The organism is Stenotrophomonas sp. DR822, assembly GCF_019793815.1.
In the GTDB taxonomy this organism is placed as follows: Bacteria; Pseudomonadota; Gammaproteobacteria; order Xanthomonadales; family Xanthomonadaceae; genus Stenotrophomonas; species Stenotrophomonas indicatrix.
Genome location: NZ_CP081826.1, coordinates 904,476 through 921,851, shown reverse-complemented (window position 1 = coordinate 921,851; position 17,376 = coordinate 904,476). Strand labels below are relative to the sequence as shown.

General features: G+C 66.4%; 12 protein-coding genes. 7 read left to right on the top strand and 5 right to left on the bottom strand.

The window, feature by feature from the left end:
- The first annotated feature begins 187 nt into the window (after positions 1-187).
- Positions 188-3,034 carry an EAL domain-containing protein gene (locus tag K5K93_RS04130; RefSeq protein ID WP_222389906.1) on the top strand — a complete coding sequence of 949 codons (2,847 nt, stop codon included), beginning with the start codon at positions 188-190 and terminating at the stop codon, positions 3,032-3,034.
- A 19-nt stretch (positions 3,035-3,053) separates the two neighbouring features.
- Here K5K93_RS04130 and K5K93_RS04125 read toward each other — a convergent pair whose 3' ends face one another.
- Both K5K93_RS04125 and K5K93_RS04120 read right to left on the bottom strand, forming a co-directional pair.
- Positions 3,054-3,647 (bottom strand): TIGR00730 family Rossman fold protein, encoded by a 594-nt coding sequence (locus K5K93_RS04125; RefSeq protein ID WP_025875132.1) that lies wholly within the window; start codon positions 3,645-3,647, stop codon positions 3,054-3,056.
- A gap of 195 nt (positions 3,648-3,842) precedes the next feature.
- Positions 3,843-5,339 carry an aminotransferase class III-fold pyridoxal phosphate-dependent enzyme gene (locus K5K93_RS04120; protein WP_222389905.1) on the bottom strand — a complete coding sequence of 499 codons (1,497 nt, stop codon included), beginning with the start codon at positions 5,337-5,339 and terminating at the stop codon, positions 3,843-3,845.
- Between the two features lie 210 nt (positions 5,340-5,549).
- Here K5K93_RS04120 and queA point away from each other — a divergent pair, with 210 nt between their 5' ends.
- From queA to fabV, 6 genes are all read left to right on the top strand, one after another.
- Positions 5,550-6,617 carry a tRNA preQ1(34) S-adenosylmethionine ribosyltransferase-isomerase QueA gene (queA, locus tag K5K93_RS04115; RefSeq protein WP_093819902.1) on the top strand — a complete coding sequence of 356 codons (1,068 nt, stop codon included), beginning with the start codon at positions 5,550-5,552 and terminating at the stop codon, positions 6,615-6,617.
- A gap of 136 nt (positions 6,618-6,753) precedes the next feature.
- Positions 6,754-7,884: a tRNA guanosine(34) transglycosylase Tgt gene (tgt, locus tag K5K93_RS04110; RefSeq protein WP_222389904.1), complete on the top strand. Its 1,131-nt coding sequence runs from the start codon at positions 6,754-6,756 to the stop codon at positions 7,882-7,884.
- 136 nt (positions 7,885-8,020) lie between these two features.
- Entirely contained in the window at positions 8,021-8,365 is a 345-nt protein-coding gene (gene yajC, locus K5K93_RS04105; RefSeq protein WP_025875124.1) for a preprotein translocase subunit YajC, read from the top strand.
- 61 nt (positions 8,366-8,426) lie between these two features.
- Positions 8,427-10,283: a protein translocase subunit SecD gene (gene secD / locus K5K93_RS04100; protein ID WP_222389903.1), complete on the top strand. Its 1,857-nt coding sequence runs from the start codon at positions 8,427-8,429 to the stop codon at positions 10,281-10,283.
- 15 nt (positions 10,284-10,298) lie between these two features.
- Positions 10,299-11,279, top strand: a complete 981-nt coding sequence (gene secF, locus K5K93_RS04095) for a protein translocase subunit SecF (protein WP_025875120.1) — start codon at positions 10,299-10,301, stop codon at positions 11,277-11,279.
- A gap of 763 nt (positions 11,280-12,042) precedes the next feature.
- Positions 12,043-13,302 carry an enoyl-ACP reductase FabV gene (gene fabV / locus K5K93_RS04090; RefSeq protein ID WP_222389901.1) on the top strand — a complete coding sequence of 420 codons (1,260 nt, stop codon included), beginning with the start codon at positions 12,043-12,045 and terminating at the stop codon, positions 13,300-13,302.
- 118 nt (positions 13,303-13,420) lie between these two features.
- On the opposite strand, the gene K5K93_RS04085 is transcribed toward fabV, so the two are convergent.
- The 3 genes from K5K93_RS04085 to K5K93_RS04075 form a co-directional block, all read right to left on the bottom strand.
- On the bottom strand, positions 13,421-15,490 hold the full coding sequence (locus K5K93_RS04085; protein WP_222389898.1) for an EAL domain-containing protein: 2,070 nt from the start codon (positions 15,488-15,490) through the stop codon (positions 13,421-13,423).
- A 91-nt stretch (positions 15,491-15,581) separates the two neighbouring features.
- On the bottom strand, positions 15,582-16,766 hold the full coding sequence (locus tag K5K93_RS04080) for an NAD(P)/FAD-dependent oxidoreductase (RefSeq protein WP_222389897.1): 1,185 nt from the start codon (positions 16,764-16,766) through the stop codon (positions 15,582-15,584).
- Entirely contained in the window at positions 16,763-17,311 is a 549-nt protein-coding gene (locus K5K93_RS04075; protein ID WP_025875114.1) for a YaeQ family protein, read from the bottom strand. The genes K5K93_RS04080 and K5K93_RS04075 overlap by 4 nt, the downstream gene beginning before the upstream one ends.
- Positions 17,312-17,376: the final 65 nt, after the last annotated feature.

The following is a 17,376-nucleotide window of genomic DNA, read 5'->3' as shown; positions in this document are numbered from 1 at the left end:
CGGTGGCGCATAGCCAGCGATGGGGTGGGACAGGGCGACAGTCACGGCAGGAACCGGGAGGGGATCGACAGGAATAACGCCCGAAGGCACGTTTCGGGGTTGCCGGGCTTCCATTGCCCCCCGGGTGGCGCGTTATGCTCGGTAATTCAGGGGAGGCGGCGCTCAGGCGGCGCCAAGAGAACGTCATTTGTCCACCGAAGCCGACCGCGCGCTGGAAGCGTCAAACAACGAGCCCGTGCTGAGCGCAGCGCTGGTGCGCGCGCTGCATGCGCTGCTGCCGGAAACGGCGATCGTGCGCGTCGGCTGGGACGATCCGCAGCTCGGCAGCGGGCAGGGCGGTTGGCCGATCGGCGGTGGCGAGGAGGACATCTGGCAGCCGCTGGCCGACCATGCTGAAGGCCGCCACGGCTGGGAATACGACGGCGCCCGGCTGCTGCTGTCGGTACGCGGCGCGACGCCTTCCCCAGCCTGGTGGGGGCTGGCCCGGCAGGCCATGGAGCTGGCCCTGCAGCGGGGCCGCCAGGCGGGGCAGATCAAGGCGCTGGAAGAAGCTGAGCGGTTGCAGCAGGCGCTGTTCCAGATTGCCGACCTGGCCGGTGCCGACCTGGAAATGAGCGAGATGCTGCGCCACGTGCATGGCGTGCTGGGCACGCTGATGTACGCGCAGAACTGCTACATCGTCGAGTATGACGATGCCCGCCGGCAGATCCGCTTCCTGTACTTCGCCGACCAGGTCGATGATTTCGTCGCCGATCCTGCCCAGGGCTACGACATCGACCAGATGCCGCGCAGCTTGACAGTAGCGCTGCTGCGGCATGGCCGGCCGTTGAGCGGGCCTTCGCGCGAACTGCTGGCGCGGGTAGACCAGGAGCACGACCCGCAGCGCGGCCCGGAGAGCCTGGACTGGCTGGGCGTGCCGATGCTGCGCGATGGCCGCGTGTGTGGTGCGATCGTGGTGCAGAGCTACGAGCATGCCGACCGCTACGGCGAGGCCGAACGGGCCCTGCTGGGTTTTGTCGCCCAGCACGTGCAGACCGCCATGGACCGCCGCCAGGCGCAGGTGCGGCTGGAGCAGCAGGTGGAACGGCGCACGCAGGAACTGCAGCGCGCCAATCTCAGCCTGCAGGATGAAGTAGCCGAGCGCCGCCGCGCCGAGCAGTTGCAGACCGCCCTGTACAACATCGCCGAAATGGCGATGTCGGCCGACAGCCTGGCGCAGTTCTACGGGCAGGTGCACGGCGTGGTCGGGCGCCTGCTGGATGCGCGCAATTTCTATATCGCGCTGGTCAATGCCGAGGGCGATGGGCTGGATTTCGTCTATTCGGTCGACGAGCACAACGCGAGTCGTGCACCGCGCGCGTTCAGCCGCGGCCTGACCGAGTATGTGGTCCGCCATCGTCGGCCATTGCTGGCCTCGCGTGCGCAGATCGATGCGCTGCTGGAAACCGGCGAGGTGCGTGAATCCGGCGCACGTTCGCAGTGCTGGCTCGGCGTGCCGTTGCTGCGCGACGACGAAGTGGTCGGTGCGATCGTGGTGCAGAGTTACACCGAGCAGATCGCCTTCAGCGTGCATGACCAGCGCCTGCTGATCTTCGTTGCGCAGAACATCGGCACCGGTCTTGCGCGCCAGCGCGACCAGCAACGACTGCGTTCGGCGCATGCCGAGCTGGAAAAGCGGGTGGAGGAGCGCACCCGCGAGCTGGGCGAGGTGAACGAAAAGCTGCTCGGCCAGATCGCCGAGCGCCTGCGCGCCGAGCAGCGACTGACCCACCAGGCGATGCACGACGCGCTGACCGGACTGCCCAATCGCCTGCACCTGCTGGACAGGCTGCAGGATGCGCTGGCGCTGGCCCGGCGCGAAGGTGGCCCGGTGTTCGCGGTGCTGTTCCTGGACCTTGACCGCTTCAAGCTGGTCAACGACAGCATCGGTCACGCCGCCGGCGATCGCATGCTGGTGGAAGTGGCCAAGCGCATCGTGTCCATGGCCGGCGACAATGATGTGGTGGCGCGCCTGGGCGGTGATGAGTTCGCCGTGCTGCTGCACTGTCCGGAGGGCCTGGCGCAGGCACTGGATTTCGGCCAGCGGCTGTTGCTGGCGCTGCAGGAATCGATGTGGATCGCCGGTCGCGAGCTGTTCCCTTCCGGCAGCCTGGGCATCGCCTTGTGGAACCCGCGCTATCGCACCGGCGAGGAACTGCTGCGCGACGCCGATGCGGCGATGTACCGGGCCAAGGCGCAGGGCCACGACCGCTGCTCGATCTTCGATGAGGAAATGCGCGAGCAGGCGCTGCGCAGCCTGGATCTGGAGGCCGACCTGCGGCGGGCGATCAACAACCGTGATTTCGTGCCGTTCTACCAGCCGATCGTGCGCCTCTCCGACGGCGAGGTGGTCGGCCACGAGGCCCTGCTGCGCTGGAAGCACGAGCGCCGTGGACTGCTGCTGCCGGGCGCGTTCCTGGAACTGGGCGAGGAAAGTGGCCTGATCGAACAGGTCGACTGGCTGATCTATGAGCAGGTCATTGCCGGCCTTGCCGACGGCGGGCGTGGCTATGTGTCGGTCAACGTGTCGCCACGGCATTTCCGCTCCGCCGAGTTCAGCGAGCGCCTGTATGGCCTGCTGGAGGCGAGCAACGCGGACCCGCGGCGGCTGCGCCTGGAGATCACCGAGGTGGCGCTGCTCGACGATGGTCCACACACGCTGCGCATCCTGAAGGGCCTGCGTGAACGTGGCATCCAGGTGCAGCTGGATGATTTCGGAACGGGTTTCTCGGCGCTGTCCTACCTGCACCGTTTCCCGATCAGCACGTTGAAGATCGACCAGAGCTTCATTGCCGGCCTGCACGGCCCGGAGGCACAGAGCACGCGCGCGCTGGTCGAAGGCGTGCTGTCACTGGCACGCACGCTGGGCATCGAGACGATCGGCGAAGGCATCGAGACCGAGGCGCAGCGTGACACGCTGTTCGAGCTCGGCTGCGACTACGGCCAGGGCTACCTGCTGGGCCGGCCGGCACCGTGGACGCGCGCGGCAGCCTGAGCCACCGCGCACGTAGTCTTCAACGCAGCGCCGCGCGGCGCTTCTCGTCGATCCACTTCGAGGCCTGGGCCGGCTGGTAGTTCTTCATCCAGGCCAGCATCTCTTCGATGTCCGAGCCGTACCACAGGTCCTGGCGCTGCTCGGGGTGCAGGAATCGCTCTTCCACCATGCGATCGATCATGCCGATCAACGGCGCATAGAAGCCGTCCACATCGAGGAACGCGCAGGGCTTGTTGCCGATGCCGAGCTGGCGCCAGGTCAGCATCTCGAAGATCTCTTCCATGGTGCCGAAGCCGCCGGGCAGGGCGACGAAGCCATCGGACAGATCGAACATGCGCGACTTGCGCTCATGCATCGAACCGACGATCTCCAGTTCGGTCAGGCCGCGATGGGCCACTTCCCAGTCGGCCAGCTGGCGCGGAATCACGCCGGTGACCTCACCGCCGGCGGCCAGTACGGCATTGGCCACGGTACCCATCAGGCCGACATTGCCGCCGCCGTACACCAGGCGCATGCCGTCGCGGGCGATGCGATCGCCCAGCGCGATGGCGCGTTCGGTGTAGACCGGCTTGCTGCCAGCGTTGGAACCGCAGTACACACAGATCGACTTCATGGATCTTTCCTGTCTTGGCCGGAAACGAAAACGCCCCGCGGTCAACCAGTGAAGCCGGTCGCAGGGCGGGGTGTCCGGGCAATTATGAGGCCTCGCCGTTGTTCTCTGTAGCGCCGGGCCATGCCCGGCGGCATTTCGTTCAGATCACGGCCAGCCCTTCAGCCGGGCAGCGCCCGGCTCTACGAGGGTCTGGGATTACGCAGCGGCCGCCTGTTCGCGGCGCGGCCCTTCACGCAGTGCGCGGCCCACCATGCCCACCAGCAGGTCCAGCTCGCTGCTGTCCATGCCGAAGTGCGGGGTGAAGCGCAGCGAGTTCTCGCCACCATGGATCACGTTGATGCCGTGCTGGCGCAGCCATTCCTCGGTGGAATTGGCGCCATAGCACTTGAACTGCGGGGCCAGTTCGCAGGAGAACAGCAGGCCGGTGCCCTGCACCTTGGTGATCAGGCCGCCCAGCTCGCTCTTCAGCTGCTCCAGCTTGCGCACGGCCTCGGCACCGCGCTCGGCGATGTTGGCGCGGACCTGCGGGGTCAACTGGGCCAAGGTGGCGCAGGCCACGTCCAGCGCGCGCGGATTGCTGGTCATGGTGTTGCCGTAGATGCCCTTGCGGTACAGCTGCGCGGCGTGCTCGGTCACGGCCAGCACCGACAGCGGATACTGCGCGGCGTTCAGTGCCTTGGAGTAGGTTTCCATGTCCGGCGCGTCCAGCCCTTCGAAGCCGGGATAGTCGACCACCGACAGCACGCCATGGGCGCGCAGGCCAGCCTGGATCGAGTCCAGCAGCAGCAGGCTGCCGTGGGCGCGGGTCAGTTCGCGGGCCAGCGCATAGAACGCCGGCGGCACGGAGCGGCCCGGGTCACCTTCGCCCATCACCGGCTCCAGGAACACCGCTTCGATGAACCAGTTGTTGTGCGCGGCATCCTCGAACACCTTGCGCAGGCCGGCCTCGTCGTACGGGGCGACGGTGATCACCGACTCCTCGCCACGGTAGCTGGCCAGGTGCTGCATGTAGGTTTTGCGGCTGGAATCGGAATACAGCGCCGGTCGGTCGGTGCGGCCGTGGAAGCTGCCCTTGATGACTACGCGCTTGATTGCCGCACCGGCGTGGCGGGCACCCGGGTCGGTCTGCAGCTTGGCGTTGACGTCGGCGATGCGCGCGGCCAGGCCAACCGCTTCAGAGCCGGAATTCAGGCACATGAAGCGCGTGAACGGGCAGCCGCCACGACGGTGGCCGATCTCGGCCCGCAGCGCGGTGATGAAGCGCTGCTGGGACAGGCTGGGGGTCATGATGTTGGCCATCACCTGCGGCCGTGACATCGCTTCCATGACGGCGTCCGGGGTGTGGCCGAAGCCCAGCATGCCGTAGCCGCCGGCGTCGTACAGCACCGCGCCTTTCAGGGTGACCACCCACGGACCGCGCGCGGCCAGCGCCACGTACGGGGTCACCGCATCATCGGCGTAGAAATTGACGAAGCCGTCCTGCATGGCATCGATCTGCGCCTGCTCATCCTGTGCCAGCAGCGGCCCCAGCTCAGCCTGCACGCGCGCGAATTCGGCAGCAGCGGCATCGACCGCGGCGACCAGCTGCGGGTGGTTGGCGGCGAGGGCGGTCAGGGTTGCGTCATCCAGGCCGTTGGTGAGGCGGGTGCCGGGCTGGGCGCGGAGGGGGGCGAGGCGTTCGATGAAGCTCATTGCAGATCTCCTGAAACGTTGGGTCGCACGGGCCTTCAAAAGCAAAACGCGCGTCTTCACGCGCGCTTGGGGCGGGCTCGTGCAGCGGACTTCCTCGTCGATGCTAGCACTTGTTTTTTTGCGCGATAACCCCGCAAAAGACTGCTGCATAGCAGCATTTTGCGCGACGTTCGGTCTCGCTCGTGCCGGCTCGCAGACGCTGGACGTACAATGCGCGCCATTGTCGACCTGTTGCCGTCCACTGCCTTGAAGAAGTCCGATTTCCATTACGAACTGCCGGCCGAACTGATCGCCCAGGCCCCCTTGGCCGAACGCTCGGCGAGCCGCCTGCTGCTGGTGCCGCCGGCGCCGGCTGCCTTCACCGACCTGCAGGTGCGCGACCTGCCATCGCTGCTGCAACCGGGCGACCTGCTGGTGTTCAACGACACCCGGGTGATTCCGGCGCGCCTGTTCGGGCAGAAGGCCAGCGGTGGCCGCGTGGAGATCCTCATCGAGCGCCTGCTCGGCGGCCAGCAGGCGCGGGCCCAGGTCGGTGCCAGCAAGTCGCCGAAGGCCGGCAGCCGCATCGCCCTGGATGCCGGTGGCGAAGCCGAAGTGCTGGGGCGCGACGGCGAGTTCTACGTGCTGCAGTTCCATGTGCCGGAATCGCTGGAGCAGTGGCTGCTGCACGCCGGGCGGCTGCCGCTGCCGCCCTACATCCAGCGCGAGCCCGGTGTGGACGACCGCGAGCGCTACCAGACCGTGTTCGCGCGCGAAGTGGGCGCCGTGGCGGCACCGACCGCCGGCCTGCACTTCGATGAGGCGCTGCTGGCAGCACTGAAGGACAAGGGTGTGGATTTCGGCCACGTCACCCTGCACGTGGGCGCAGGTACGTTCCAGCCGGTGCGCGCCGACGACCTGAAGGACCACGTCATGCACCGCGAGTGGCTGAACGTCGGTGCCGAGCTGGTGCAGCAGGTGCGACGCACGCGTGCGGCCGGTGGCCGGGTGATTGGCGTCGGCACGACGGTGGTGCGCGCGCTGGAAAGTGCGATGCGTGAGGGGGAGTTGCTGCCGTTTGCGGGTGAAACGCAGATCTTCATCACCCCCGGCTACCGGATCCGCAGCGTCGACGCGATGGTGACCAATTTCCATCTGCCCGAAAGCACGCTGCTGATGATGATCTCGGCGTTTGCCGGCAAGGAGCGCGTGTTCGAGGCTTATCAGCACGCGATCGAGCAGCGCTACCGCTTCTTCAGCTACGGCGACGCGATGCTGCTGTTCCCGCAGGCGGGGTAGGGCGAGGTGGGGAGCGCCGGGCCATGCCCGGCGGGGCGCAGTTGCGGGTCATCCGCCGGGCATGGACCGGCGCTACCGGAGCAGGAAAGGCGGTTTTGGGAGACAATGGGCGACTATTTGCCCGAACGACCGCTCCATGTCCCGATTGCAGTTCCAGCTCCAGACCCGTGATGGCCGCGCCCGCCGTGGCCGCCTGACCTTCCCGCGTGGCACGGTGGAAACGCCGGCCTTCATGCCGGTGGGGACCTATGGCTCGGTCAAGGGCATCCTGCCGGACCAGGTGCGTGCGCTGGGCGCCGAGATCATTCTCGGCAACACCTTCCACCTGTACCTGCGGCCGGGCCTGGACATCATCGCCGACCACGGCGGCTTGCACGGCTTCTGCCGCTGGGATGGCCCGATCCTGACCGACTCCGGTGGCTTCCAGGTGTTCTCGCTGGCCCACCGCCGCAAGATCACCGAGCAGGGCGTGACCTTCGCCTCGCCGACCGACGGTGCCCGGGTGTTCCTGGGCCCGGAGGAGAGCATGAAGATCCAGAAGGTGCTCGATTCGGACGTGGTGATGATCTTCGACGAGTGCACGCCGTACCCGGCCACCGAGGACGTCGCCCGCCGATCGATGGAACTGAGCCTGCGCTGGGCCCAGCGCAGCCGCAACGCGCATGACGAACTGGGCAACGATGCGGCTCTGTTCGGCATTGTCCAGGGCGGGGTGCACACCGACCTGCGCAGCCGTTCGGCCGAGGCCCTGCAGGCGATCGGCTTCGACGGCTATGCCATTGGCGGCCTGGCCGTGGGCGAACCGGAAGACGAGCGCAACGCCATGCTCGACCATCTGGACCCGGAGCTGCCGGCCGACCGTCCGCGCTACCTGATGGGCGTTGGCCGCCCTGAAGACCTGGTCGAGGGTGTCGCCCGCGGCGTGGACATGTTCGATTGCGTGATGCCGACCCGCAATGCGCGCAACGGCCACTATTTCACCTCGTTCGGCACCGTCCGCATCCGCAATTCGCAGTACGCGCGGGACATGGACCCGATCGAGCCGGGCTGTGGCTGCGTGGCCTGTGCCGGCGGCTATACCCGCTCGTACCTGCGCCATCTGGACCGCTGCAACGAGATGCTGGCGCCGATGCTGGGCACCCAGCACAACCTCTTCTATTACGAAAAACTGATGGCTGACATCCGCGCAGCCATCGAGGCGGGAACCTTCCTGGCCTTCCGCGAGTCCTTCTACGCAGCACGCGGGGCGGTAGCGCCGCCCCTGTAAACCCGCAGCACCCCCTGCCAAACGGCCCAAGGACGAACGCCCGGGGCCGTGGCATACTTCAAGGCTGACCCAGATCCGCGGTCGACACCTCGTGCCCGTGAAACGGCCGAAGCGCCGCCCAACCAAAGGACCAACGATGAACCTGCTTGCCTTCCTGATTCCCGCCGCCCACGCCCAGGCCGCTGGCGGCCAACCGCAGGGCATGGGCCTGACCACGCTGCTGTTCCCGATCATCCTGATCGCCATCATGTACTTCCTGATGATCCGCCCGCAGATGAAGCGGCAGAAGGAGCACAAGGCCATGCTGGAGAAGATCAAGCGCGGCGACGAAGTGCTGACCAATGGCGGCATCGCCGGCAAGGTCACCGATATCGGCGACAACTTCGTCACCGTCGAAGTGGCCGAGAACGTGCGCATCCGCGTGCAGAAGGGCGCTGTCGGCAGCGTGCTGCCGACCGGCACCCTGGATTCGGCCAAGTAAGCCACTCCCTTTCTGAAGCACAACCGCGGCGCCGGGGATGGCGCCGCGCGGGACCCAAGCAATGCTCGAATTTCCACGCTGGAAGTACGTCGTCATCGTGATCGTACTGGCGCTCAGCACGCTGTACGCTCTGCCCAACATGTACCAGAAGGACCCGGCCATCCAGATCACCGCCAACCGTGGCGGGCAGATCGACGATGCGCTGCGCGACCGTGTGCTGGCCGACCTGAAGAAGGCCGGTGTCACCACGATCGGTGCAGAGAAGGAAGGGGACAGCCTGATCGTCCGCCTGTCGGACCTGAAGTCGCAGTCTGCCGCCAGCGATACGCTGCGTGACAGCGTGGGCGAGAACTACACGGTTGCCCTGAACCTGGCCTCGACCGTGCCGGACTGGCTGGCCAAGCTCGGCGGCCGCCCGATGGTGCTGGGCCTGGACCTGCAGGGCGGTGTGCACTTCGTGCTGCAGGTCGACCAGAAAGCCGCGCTGGACAAGCGCCTGGACGCCTACACCGAGGACGTGCGCAGCACCCTGCGTGATGCGCGCATCGCCTACCAGTCGGTCGAGCGTCGTGCCGACAACACCATCGTCGCCAACCTGAGCCCCTCGGCCGGCGAAGACGCCGGTACCCGAGCCCGCGCCGCGCTGGCCAAGGCGCAGCCGACGCTCGGCTATGACGTCAGTGGCAACCGCATTACGGTCTCCATTCCGGAAGCGGAGATCGCGCAGATCGCCAACGGCGCCATCGAGCAGAACATCAACACCCTGCGCAACCGCGTGAACCAGCTCGGCGTGTCCGAGCCGATCATCCAGCGCCAGGGTGCTGATCGCGTGGTGGTGCAGCTGCCGGGCGTGCAGGACACGGCCGAAGCCAAGCGCATGATCGGTGCCACCGCCACCCTGGAATACCGGGCCGTGGTGGACGGTAATGCGCAGGACGCCATCGCCTCGGGCCGCATTCCGCCGGAAGCGAAGGTCTACCAGCGCCGTGACAACGGCGGCCCGGTGCTGCTGAACAAGCGCGTGATCGTCACCGGTGACCAGATGGTGGCCGCGCAGGCGGTGACCGACTCCACCAGCGGCACCCCGGCAGTCAGCGTGACGCTGAACAACGTCGGTGGCCAGCGCATGTTCGACTTCACCAGCGCGAACGTGAACAAGCCGATGGCGGTGGTATACACCGAGCGCGTGCCGACCGTGACCGTTGTTGACGGTGAGGAAGTGCGTGGCTTCAAGGTCAACGAGGAAGTGATCTCGGTGGCCAACATCAACGGCGTGTTCGGCAAGAACTTCCAGACCACCGGTCTGCAGAAGAAGGAAGCCGAGGACCTGGCCAAGCTGCTGAAGTCGGGCTCGCTGGCTGCGCCGATGGACTTCGTCGAAGAGCGCGTGGTCGGCCCGAGCCTGGGCGCGGAGAACGTCAAGAACGGCATCACCGCGGTGGTCTACGCGTTCATGTTCACTCTGGTGTTCTTCACCATCTACTACCGCATGTTCGGTCTGATCACCTCGATCGCGATGCTGTTCAACCTGCTGATCGTGGTGGCGGTGATGTCGCTGTTCGGCGCGACCATGACCCTGCCGGGCTTTGCCGGCCTGGCGTTGTCGGTCGGTCTGTCGGTCGACGCCAACGTGCTGATCAACGAGCGTATCCGTGAAGAGCTGCGTGCCGGCGTGCCGGGCAAGACCGCGATCGTGACCGGTTACGAGCGCGCTTCGGGCACCATCCTCGACGCCAACCTGACCGGTCTGATCGTCGGTGTGGCGCTGTTCGCATTCGGTACCGGTCCGCTGAAGGGCTTCGCGCTGACCATGATCATCGGTATTTTCGCTTCCATGTTCACCGCGATCACCGTATCGCGTGCACTGGCGACGCTGATCTACGGCCGTCGCAAGAAGCTCCAGAACGTGGCCATCTGACGGGACGACACGCACATGAAACTGTTTCCGCTGCACATCCTCCCGAACGATACCAAGATCGACTTCATGCGCTGGCGCCATGTCGCGATGGTCGTCACGATCATCGTGTTCCTGGCCTCGATCGGCATCATCGGCTTCAAGGGCTTCAACTACGCTCTGGACTTCACCGGCGGCACCCTGATCGAAGCCCGCTTCGAACACGCGGTGGATGTCGAGGACGTCCGCAGCAAACTTGAGCAGAACGGCTTCGACGGCGCCCAGGTACAGAGCGTGGGTGGCAACACCGACCTGCTGATCCGCCTGGCCCCGCACGGTGAGCATGCTCCGGGTACCGGCGGCGCTTCGGCCGAGGACAAGGCGACTGCCGCGGCCGTGGTCAAGGCGGTCTCTTCGGCTGACAACCAGGCCACCGTGCTGCGCAACGAGTTTGTTGGCCCGCAGATCGGCAAGGACCTGGCGATGAATGGCCTGTACGCCACCATCTTCATGCTGGCCGGCTTCCTGATCTACATCGCGGTGCGTTTCGAATGGAAGTTCGCGGTCACCGCGAGCATCGTGGCGATGTTCGACCTGATCGTGACGGTGGCCTACGTGTCGCTGCTGGGCCGTGAGTTCGACCTGACCGTGCTGGCCGGCCTGCTGTCGGTGATGGGCTTTGCGATCAACGACATCATCGTGGTGTTCGACCGCGTCCGCGAGAACTTCCGCAGCCTGCGCGTGGAGCCGATGGAAGTGCTGAACCGCTCGATCAACCAGACCCTGTCGCGTACGGTGATCACCGCGGTGATGTTCTTCCTGTCCGCACTGGCCCTGTACCTGTACGGCGGCAGCTCGATGGAAGGCCTGGCCGAGACGCACATGATCGGTGCGGTGATCGTGGTGCTGTCCTCGATCCTGGTGGCGGTGCCGATGTTGACCGTGGGTGCCCTGCGCGTGACCAAGCAGGACCTGCTGCCCAAGGCCAAGGACGTCGAGGCCCTGGCGCGCCGTCCGTAAGCATCTGCTGCACGCAGTACACAGAGAACCCCGCGCAAGCGGGGTTTTTTGTTGGCAGGGCTGCGCCCTGCACCCGCCGAGGCAAGGGCAACGTCAACGTCCAAAGCGGGTATCCGTGGTTTGGCGGGGCGGTGTCGGAGTGCGGGGACGCCGCAAGTACGTCCCTGTAGGCTTGGCAGCCGCATCCATGCTGCTGACACCCCGCACTCCGACACCGCCCCACCTCCGACAGATTCCTGCGGCTGTTGGTAGGTGTCGACCTTGGTCGACACATCTGTCAGATATCGATAATCAAATTTGGATCAGATCTACCGTGTCGACCAAGGTCGACACCCACCAGAGCAGAATGCCGTTCAGACAGATCGCGGGTAACTGTCGAAGGCGGGGTGGGTCCGGTTGAGGGGGCGTGAGCCGCATGGATGCGGCGACCGAGCTTACATGGGTAAGGGCGCTTTGCTCGCGAAGCACTGCTTCGCAAGCGCCCGAACGCACAGCCGCCAGCGGCTGGGCCGGGCCCCGGAGGGGGACTTGCAGCGTCCCCCGCAACCGGACCCACCCCGCCAACCCACAGGAACCCAGCTTCTGCCGTTGACGTTGCCTCTGCGGGTGCAGGGTGCAACCCTGCAAAAAGAAACCCACCCTACGCCGCCGTCGGTTGTGCAATCTTCCCCCGCGCACTACGATCCTGCGGTTCGCGCGCACGCGCGCGCCACGTATTCCTGCTGAGCGCCCCGCGCGCCGCACCTGCCAACCCGAGGTCTTCATGGTCATCAAACCGCGCGTCCGCGGCTTCATCTGCGTCACCACCCACCCGACCGGCTGCGACGCCGCCGTCAAGCAGCAGATCGACTACATCCGTGCGCGCCCGCCGATCCAGAACGGCCCCAAGCGCGTGCTGGTGATCGGCGCCTCGACCGGCTACGGCCTGGCCGCGCGCATCACGGCCGCCTTCGGCAGTGGCGCGGCAACCCTGGGCATCTTCTTCGAGCGCCCGGGCAGTGAAACCAAGCCGGGCACGGCGGGCTGGTACAACTCGGCGGCGTTCCACAAGTACGCCGACGAAGCGGGTCTGTATGCCAAGAGCATCAACGGCGATGCGTTCTCCGATGAGGTGAAGGCCAGGACCATCGAGATGATCAAGGCCGATCTCGGCCAGGTCGACCAGGTGGTCTACAGCCTGGCCGCACCGCGCCGCAAGCATCCCAAGACGGGCGAGATCATCAGCTCCACGCTGAAGCCGATCGGCGAGCCGATCACCCTGCGTGGCCTGGATACCGACAAGGAAGTGCTGACCGAAACCCATCTGCAGCCGGCCACCCCGGAAGAAATCGCCGGCACCGTCGCGGTGATGGGCGGCGAGGACTGGCAGATGTGGATCGACGCGCTGGCCGATGCCGGCGTGCTGGCCAACGGCTGCACCACCACGGCCTTCACCTATGTGGGCGAAGAGATCACCCAGGCGATCTACTGGAACGGCTCCATCGGTGCTGCCAAGAAGGATCTGGACGACAAGGTGCTGGGGCTGCGCGAGAAGCTGGCCAGGATCGGCGGCGATGCGCGCGTGTCGGTGTTGAAGGCGGTGGTGACCCAGGCCAGCTCGGCCATTCCGACCATGCCGCTGTACCTGTCGCTGCTGTTCAAGGTGATGAAGGAAAAGGGCACCCACGAAGGTTGCATCGAGCAGCTCGACGTGCTGTACGACATCCTGTACGGCGCCAAGGCCGATGGCGTGGCCGTCGATCGCCTGCGCCACGACCTGGTCGATGGCGATGGCCATACCGTTGCGCTGATCGATGAGGAAGGCCGCCTGCGCGCCGACTACAAGGAAATGGCCGCTGACGTGCAGGGCAAGGTGCTGGCGTTGTGGCCGCAGGTGACCAACGAGAACCTGTACGAGATCAGCGACCTGGCCGGCTACAAGGCCGATTTCCTGCGCCTGTTCGGTTTCGGTGTCGAAGGCGTCGACTACGAAGCCGACGTCAACCCGGACGTGAAGATCGACAACCTGGTCGATCTGGCCTGATCAACGGAAAAGGCCGGCGCAAGCCGGCCTTCTTCATGGGTAGCGCCGGGCCATGCCCGGCGAGCGCAGCGGTCTGCAGGCCATCCGCCGGGCAAGGCCCGGCGCCACCGGTGAGGTGTCAGCCGAACTCGAAGTTCATCGCCGGCGCTGCCGGGCCGACGAAATCGCCCTGTACGTAGTCCACGCCGGCACTGAACAGCAGTGTCATCGAGTTGGCGTCGCTGACGAACTCGGCGATGGTGCGGATGCCCGCTTCCTGCGCGCGTGCGGTTATCTGGCTGACCCGGTCGATGTTCTCGCGGGTGGCGGCCAGGTCGCTGGTGAAGCCGCGATCAAGCTTGAGGAACTGCGGCTGGAAGTGGGCCAGCAGCTGGAACGAGTCCAGGCCCGAGCCGAACTGCTCCAGGCCGATCCGGCAGCCGAGCGGTGCCACTTCCGCCAGGAACTGCTGGGCACTGCGCAGGTGGGTGAACACCTTCGATTCCGGTGCATGCAGCCACAGGCGTTCGCCCGGCACGCCGTGCGCCTGCAGCTGCTGGCGCAGCGTGGCGATCATCTTCGGATCATCGAACGATTCCGGCGTGACCTTCACCAGCACCTGGGTGGGATGACCCTCGCGGGCACGCGCGCCCAGCACCGCGATTGCCTGCGAGACGACCCAGCGGTTGATGTCCGCCAGCAGGCCATGCTCTTCGGCAATGCCGAGGAAGGCGGTCGGGCTCAGCAGTTCTCCGTTGTGTTCCAGCCGCAGGTACGCTTCATACAGTTCCAGCGACTCGCCCTGCAGGTTCAGCACCGGCTGGTAATGCAGCTGGAAGCCATCGCCTGCCAGGGCTTCACGGATACGTGCGACCCAGCGCTGCACGCGCTCTTCCTCCACGCGATCAACAGCGGCCGGGTCGAAGATGCGGCAGGTATTGCCGAGGGCGGCTGCGGCCTGCGTGCATTCGCTGGCGCGCGCCAGCACCTGGCCGATGCTGGCGATCTTCTCGCCCACCTGCACCCCGCCAATGCTGACGGTCACCGTGGCCGAGCGCGCGCCGATGCTGAAGACGTGTGCGGCGTAGGCTTCGCGGATGCGCTCGGCCAGTGCCACGGTCTGCGCATAGGGGCCGGACTGCAGTACGGCGAAACTGTGTTCGCCGAAACGGGCCAGCTGCGCATCGTCGCCAACAACGTCGGCCAGCAGGGTGGCGAGGGCGCCGATCAGGGCGTCGGCCGAGGCCAGTCCGATATCCGGGAGCAGGCGCGCGTAGTGGTCCGGTTCGACCATCAGCAGTCCGAACTGGCCTTCGCTGCGCCCGGCCTGGGCAACCGCGTCCTCGACCTGCAGCATGAAGGTGGGGCGGTTGAGCAGGCCGGTGACCTGGTCGCGCTGGCGCAGGTCCTCGACCTCGCGCGCCAGCTCCGGGTCGAATTCCATGCGCCGGCGGAACACCACCTGCAGGCAGGATTCGCCCTCGTAGGTGGCTGCGGTGAATTCCATCGTCGCCGGGAAGGCGCTGCCGTCCTGGTGGCGGGCGTCCAGCTGGTACTGCGGCGGAGGCGCTTCGCCGCGGCTGAGTGACTTCAGCAGCTGCTTGAAATCATCCACGTGCTGGGCGGCAACCATGTCCAGCAGCGAGATGCCTTCGACCTCCTCGAAATCCTCGTAACCGAACATTTCCAGGTAAGCATCGTTGGCGCGGATATGCATGCCTTCGTGGACATAGGCGATCGGCTCGCGCGAAGAGGCGATCAGCGCGTCGCAGCGACGCTCGGTCTCGCGCATCTGCGCTTCGATCCGGCGCAGGCCGCGGCGCGCCTGCAGGTCGACCCACTGGTCGCGGACCACCGCCAGCAGGTGTTCGGTGCGCTGGCGCAGGGCGAGGGCGCGAACCCCGTTGCTGCTGGCCTGTACCAGTTCGTCCTCGTCGATGCGTTCGGCCAGCAGCACCAGCGGGATGTCCTTGCCGCTGGCGGCGATGTGCTGGGCCACCAGTGGCAGTGGAATGCTCTGCGAGGGCGCAGCCAGCACCAGGTCGATCGCCTGGCTGGCCAGCACCTGCGACAGCTCGGCCGAGTCCTGCGGGCGCCATGGGCGCACGGCGATGCCGCTGTTGCGCAGGGTGCTGACGATGGCTTCGGCGTTCTCGCCGCTGTCATCGACGATCAGCAGGCGGATGGTGATGTCGTTCGCGTTCTGCATGCACTGCTCCCCAATCTGCAAATCTAGATACACGATGCGTGGCGGCGCGTCCATGCGCGCAACGGTTGCGTGCATGGAACGGCGATGCGGTTCACACCACGCCGCCGGCCGCGTGCCCGCTGGCCCAGGCCCACTGGAAGTTGTAGCCGCCCAGCCAGCCGGTCACGTCCAGCACCTCGCCGACGAAATGCAGGCCGGGTACGCGCTTGGATTCCAGCGTCGAGGAAGAGACCTCGTTGGTATCGACGCCGCCCAGGGTGACTTCGGCGGTGCGGTAGCCCTCGGTGCCGCTGGCCACCAGTGGGAACGCTGAAAGCACCTGTGCGGCCTTGCGCAGGTCCGGCTCGTCCAGCTGGCGTACCGGGCGGTCGGGCAGCCAGTGCTCGCACAGGCGCTGCGCCAGCCGCTTGGGCAGCACATCGCCCAGCACCGTGCGCAGTTCCGCGGCGGGGCGTTCGCGTTTCATCTGGCGCAGCCATTCGGCGGCATCCTGGCCGGGCAGCAGATCCAGCGACAGCGCGTCGCCGGGCTGCCAGAACGAGGAAATCTGCAGGATGGCCGGGCCACTGACGCCGCGATGGGTCAGCAGCATGAAGTTGCGGAAACTCGTGCCATTGCAGCTGGCCTCGACCGGCAGGGCGACGCCGCTGAGCTCGGCCAGGCGCTCCTGGTGGGTGCCGCTGAGGGTCAACGGCACCAGGCCGGCGCGGGTGGGCAGCACCTGGTGGCCGAACTGGCGCGCGATCTCATAGCCGAACCCGGTTGCACCCAGGCTGGGAATGGACAGGCCGCCGGTGGCGACCACCAGCGAGGCGCAATGGAACAGGCCGTGCGTGGTGTACACGCGGAAGCCGTCAGTGCCGTGCTCGATGCGCTCCACGCTGCACTGCGTGCGGATCTGCACGCCGGCCTGCTGGCATTCGTCCACCAGCATCTTCACGATCTGCTTGGACGAGACATCACAGAACAGCTGGCCCAGTTCCTTCTCGTGATAGGCGATGCCGTGGCGCTCGACCATGTCGATGAAGTGGTACGGCGAGTAACGCGCCAGTGCCGACTTGCAGAAATGCGGATTGGCCGACAGGAAGTTGGCCGGGGTGGTGCCGGTGTTGGTGAAGTTGCAGCGGCCACCGCCGGACATCAGGATCTTCTTGCCGATCTTGTTGGCGTGGTCGATCACCTGCACATGCCGGCCTCGCTGGCCCGCCGTGATCGCGGTCATCAGCCCGGCAGCGCCGGCACCGATCACCAGCACGTCGCAGCGGATCGTGCTCATGCCTTGGCGCGCTTTCGCCAGTTGGGGATCACGTCCAGCTGCATCTGATCGTTGAGCAGCTGCACTTCGGCGTCCTGGATCAGCACGCTCCAGCGCATCGCGCGCTGGATCTGCTGGCCCCACAGATCGACGAAGCCGCCGTCCAGGTCGACCACCGACAGGTTGTCGAAGCGGGCCAGGCCCTTGCCCTGCTTCTGCCACCAGATGTCCGATGCGTTGCCGCCGTAGTTGACCACCTGCACCTGCCGGCTGCGGTTGCTGGCCTTGCGGATGCGCGACTCGTCCGGATGGCCGAGGTCGATCCACTGCAGGATGTCACCGGTGTAGTCGTGTTCCCACAGGTCCGGCTCGTCGTCGGTGCTCAGGCCGCGGCCGAATTCCAGGCGGTCGCCAGCGTTCAGCGCGAAGGCGAGCAGGCGCACCATCAGGCGTTCGTCGGTTTCGGACGGATGCTGGGCCAGGGTCAGGTTGTGGGTCGCGTAGTAGCCGCGATCCATGTCGCTGATCTGCAGTTCGGCCTTGCGGATGGTGGCGGTGAGGGCCATGAAGATCCAGAGGGGTAAAGACCGTCAATGATAGAGGTTTGCCCCGGGGGTGTCCGATATGGGGG

Bases quoted from the DNA above. Each gene is read 5' to 3' on its own strand.
- queA (WP_093819902.1), top strand. From the start codon at position 5,550: ATGCGCGCCATTGTCGACCTGTTGCCGTCCACTGCCTTGAAGAAGTCC.
- K5K93_RS04120 (WP_222389905.1), bottom strand. From the start codon at position 5,339: ATGAGCTTCATCGAACGCCTCGCCCCCCTCCGCGCCCAGCCCGGCACC.
- K5K93_RS04085 (WP_222389898.1), bottom strand. From the start codon at position 15,490: ATGCAGAACGCGAACGACATCACCATCCGCCTGCTGATCGTCGATGAC.
- K5K93_RS04080 (WP_222389897.1), bottom strand. From the start codon at position 16,766: ATGAGCACGATCCGCTGCGACGTGCTGGTGATCGGTGCCGGCGCTGCC.
- fabV (WP_222389901.1), top strand. From the start codon at position 12,043: ATGGTCATCAAACCGCGCGTCCGCGGCTTCATCTGCGTCACCACCCAC.
- K5K93_RS04075 (WP_025875114.1), bottom strand. From the start codon at position 17,311: ATGGCCCTCACCGCCACCATCCGCAAGGCCGAACTGCAGATCAGCGAC.
- secD (WP_222389903.1), top strand. From the start codon at position 8,427: ATGCTCGAATTTCCACGCTGGAAGTACGTCGTCATCGTGATCGTACTG.
- secF (WP_025875120.1), top strand. From the start codon at position 10,299: ATGAAACTGTTTCCGCTGCACATCCTCCCGAACGATACCAAGATCGAC.
- tgt (WP_222389904.1), top strand. From the start codon at position 6,754: ATGTCCCGATTGCAGTTCCAGCTCCAGACCCGTGATGGCCGCGCCCGC.
- yajC (WP_025875124.1), top strand. From the start codon at position 8,021: ATGAACCTGCTTGCCTTCCTGATTCCCGCCGCCCACGCCCAGGCCGCT.
- K5K93_RS04125 (WP_025875132.1), bottom strand. From the start codon at position 3,647: ATGAAGTCGATCTGTGTGTACTGCGGTTCCAACGCTGGCAGCAAGCCG.